The 2,899-nt window shown below is 68.1% G+C and carries 3 protein-coding genes; all 3 read right to left on the reverse strand.

Features of this window, described 5'->3' with window-relative positions; all coding sequences use genetic code 11:
* The coding region (locus VFL64_RS12460) for a methyl-accepting chemotaxis protein (RefSeq protein WP_489540700.1) at nt 1-1,488 on the reverse strand (1,488 nt) is incomplete at its 3' end.
* Nucleotides 1,489-1,600: 112 nt separating this feature from the next.
* Nucleotides 1,601-2,119, reverse strand: coding sequence for a chemotaxis protein CheW (locus VFL64_RS12465; protein WP_489540701.1), 519 nt, complete (start codon nt 2,117-2,119; stop codon nt 1,601-1,603).
* 125 nt (nt 2,120-2,244) lie between these two features.
* The coding region (locus tag VFL64_RS12470) for a methyl-accepting chemotaxis protein (RefSeq protein WP_489540702.1) at nt 2,245-2,899 on the reverse strand (655 nt) is incomplete at its 5' end.

The following is a 2,899-nucleotide window of genomic DNA, read 5'->3' on the forward strand; positions in this document are numbered from 1 at the left end:
CGATTCGGCGGCGGCGGCCGACTGCTCCACCAGCGCCGCGTTCTGCTGCGTCATCTGGTCGAGGTGCACGACGGCGGTGTTGACCTGGCCGATGCCGTCGGACTGCTCCGAGGCGGCGGCGGTGATCTCGCCGATGATGTCGGTCACGCGCTGCACGCTGCCCACGATCTCGTTCATGGTGGCGCCGGCATCGGCCACCAGGCGTGAGCCCGATTCGACCTTCTCGACGCTGGCGCCGATCAGGCCCTTGATCTCGCGTGCGGCTTGCGCGCTGCGCTGCGCCAGGCTGCGCACTTCAGAGGCCACCACGGCAAAGCCGCGGCCTTGCTCCCCAGCGCGCGCCGCTTCCACGGCGGCGTTCAAGGCGAGGATGTTGGTCTGGAAGGCGATGCCATCGATCACGCCGATGATGTCGCTGATCTTCTTGGAGCTGGCGTTGATCTCGTCCATGGTGCTCACCACCTGCGAGACCACGCTGCCACCGCGCTGCGCCACTTCGGCGGCCGACGAGGCGAGCTGGTTGGCCTGGCGGGCCGAGTCGGCGCTCTGCTTCACGGTGCCGGTGAGCTGCTCCATCGACGAAGCCGTCTGTTGCAGGTTGCTCGCCGTCTGCTCGGTGCGGGCCGAGAGGTCGGTGTTGCCGGTAGCGATCTCGGCCGACGCGGTGCTGATGCTGTCGGTGGAGGCGCGCACGTCGCCCACCACCTTGCCCAGCGATTCGTTCATGTGCTGCAAGGCCTTCATCAGCTGGCCGAACTCGTCGCGGCGGCTGAACTGCAGGCGGTGCGTCAGGTCGCCTTCGGCGATGGCGGTGGCGGCTTCAATCGACTGCTTCAGCGGCTGGCGGATGGTGCGCACCAGCGTGGAAGCCACCAGCATGCCCAGCGCCACCACGATCAGCGTGCCCACACCTCCTGCGATCGCCACCTGGGTGCGCGCTTCGGAGGCCTCGGCCACGGCGCGCTCGCCCTTCTTGCGTTGCAGGTCGACGAAGCCGTCGATGGCGGCCAGGTAGGCGGCAGCGGCGCTGGCGTACTCGCCCTTCACCAGGGCGGCCACGGCAGCGCGGTCGCCCGCGGTGGCCAGTTCGCCGGCCTTCTTGCTCGCACCCAGCAGGGCAACGCCCTTGGCCTGCACGTCCTTCATCACCGCCTTGTCTTCGTCGGTGTCGGCGATCTTGAAGAGGTCCTCGCGCAGCTTGGCGATCTTCTTGCTGTCGTTGGCCAGGTTGTCCTTGAACAGCTCGCCCACGGCCGGGTCGCTGCTGATGGCGTTGGCCATGCCGCGCGCCACAGCGGCCTCGGTCATGCCCTTCCAGGTGGCCGAACGCTCCACCAGCTCGTGGATGACGGCCAGCTTCTCGGTGGACTGGGCGGTGATGGAGCCCGCCTGCCGCGCGGCCAGCACCGAGATGAGCAGCATGGCTGCCAGCAGGATCAGGATGGCGCCCCACAGTTTCCGGGCGATGGGCATGTCGTTGAGTTTCATGGAGATCGGCAATCGTGAACGGGCGTGCAGTGAGGCTGGTCGTGAAAACGCCGGGCTGTCCCCGGCGTCCTCTTGCTCTGGCTGTGGGGCAGCCTGCCGGCTGCGCGGTGGATCAGTTGACGCTGTCCATCAGGCCCATGTCGGGGCTGGCCATCAGCGATTCGATGTCCATCATGATCAGCATGCGCTCGTTCACGCTGCTGATGCCGGTGATGAAGCTGGTGTCCACGGCCGAGGCCATTTCGGGAGCGGGCTTGATCGAGTCGGGCGAGAGTTCGAGCACGTCGGAGACCGAGTCGACGACGGCGCCGACCACGCGGCCCTTGACGTTGAGCACGATCACGACCGTGAAGCTGTTGTAGTCGGCCGTCTCGCAACCGAGCTTCAGGCGCAGGTCGACGATCGGGACGATCACGCCGCGCAGGTTCACCACACCCTTGACGAACTGGGGTGCGTTGGCGATGCGGGTGGGCACTTCGTAGGAGCGGATCTCCTGCACCTTCAGGATGTCGATGCCGTACTCTTCGGCGCCCAGACGGAAGGTCAGGTACTCGCTGCCCGATTGGGAGGCCAGGGCGGCGCGGGCGGCTTCGTGCCGGGCGACGTGGGCGGCTTCGTTGATCATGTCCATGTGAATTCCTCTCGAATGGGTGCCGGTTGGGCTTTGCTGCTCAAACTATCGGCGTTTCGGCTGCGAACTGAAGGGTGAATGTGTGCGGGAAGAGCCGGCCAGTTCGTGGCATGGCTCACGGAAGCTCAAAACGTTTCCCAGTCGTCGCTGCTGGCCACCGTGGCCGCCGGGGAGGGTGCTTTCGGGGCGGTGGAGGGAACGGGTTGGGGCGCGGGTGCGGCTGCACGGGCAGGCGGCTTCGGACGGGCCAGCGGTGCGGGCGCGGCGGCTGGAGCCGCTGATGCGACAGGTGCAGCAGGGGCCGGGGCACGGGCGGGAGCGGGCGCCGACACCGGCCCTGCATGCCCACCCTTGTCACCCAGCTTGAACAGGCCCACCACCTCCGACAAGCGCGTGGCCTGCGACTTCAGGCCCTCGGCGGCGGCGGCCGACTGCTCCACCAGCGCTGCGTTCTGCTGCGTCATCTGGTCGAGCTGGGTGACGGCGGTGTTGACCTGGCCGATGCCATCGCTCTGCTCGGCCGTGGCGGTGCTGATCTCGCCAATGATGTCGGTCACGCGCTGCACGCTGCCCACGATCTCGTTCATGGTGGCGCCGGCATCGGCCACCAGGCGCGAGCCGGTCTCGACCTTGTCGACGCTCGCACCGATCAGGCTCTTGATCTCCTTGGCGGCCTCGGCCGAACGGCCGGCCAGGCTGCGCACTTCGGAGGCCACCACCGCGAAGCCGCGGCCCTGCTCGCCGGCGCGCGCCGCTTCCACGGCGGCGTTCAGCGCCAGG

Origin of the sequence: Rhizobacter sp. (assembly GCF_035702065.1) — a bacterium.
GTDB lineage: Bacteria > Pseudomonadota > Gammaproteobacteria > Burkholderiales > Burkholderiaceae_C > Rhizobacter.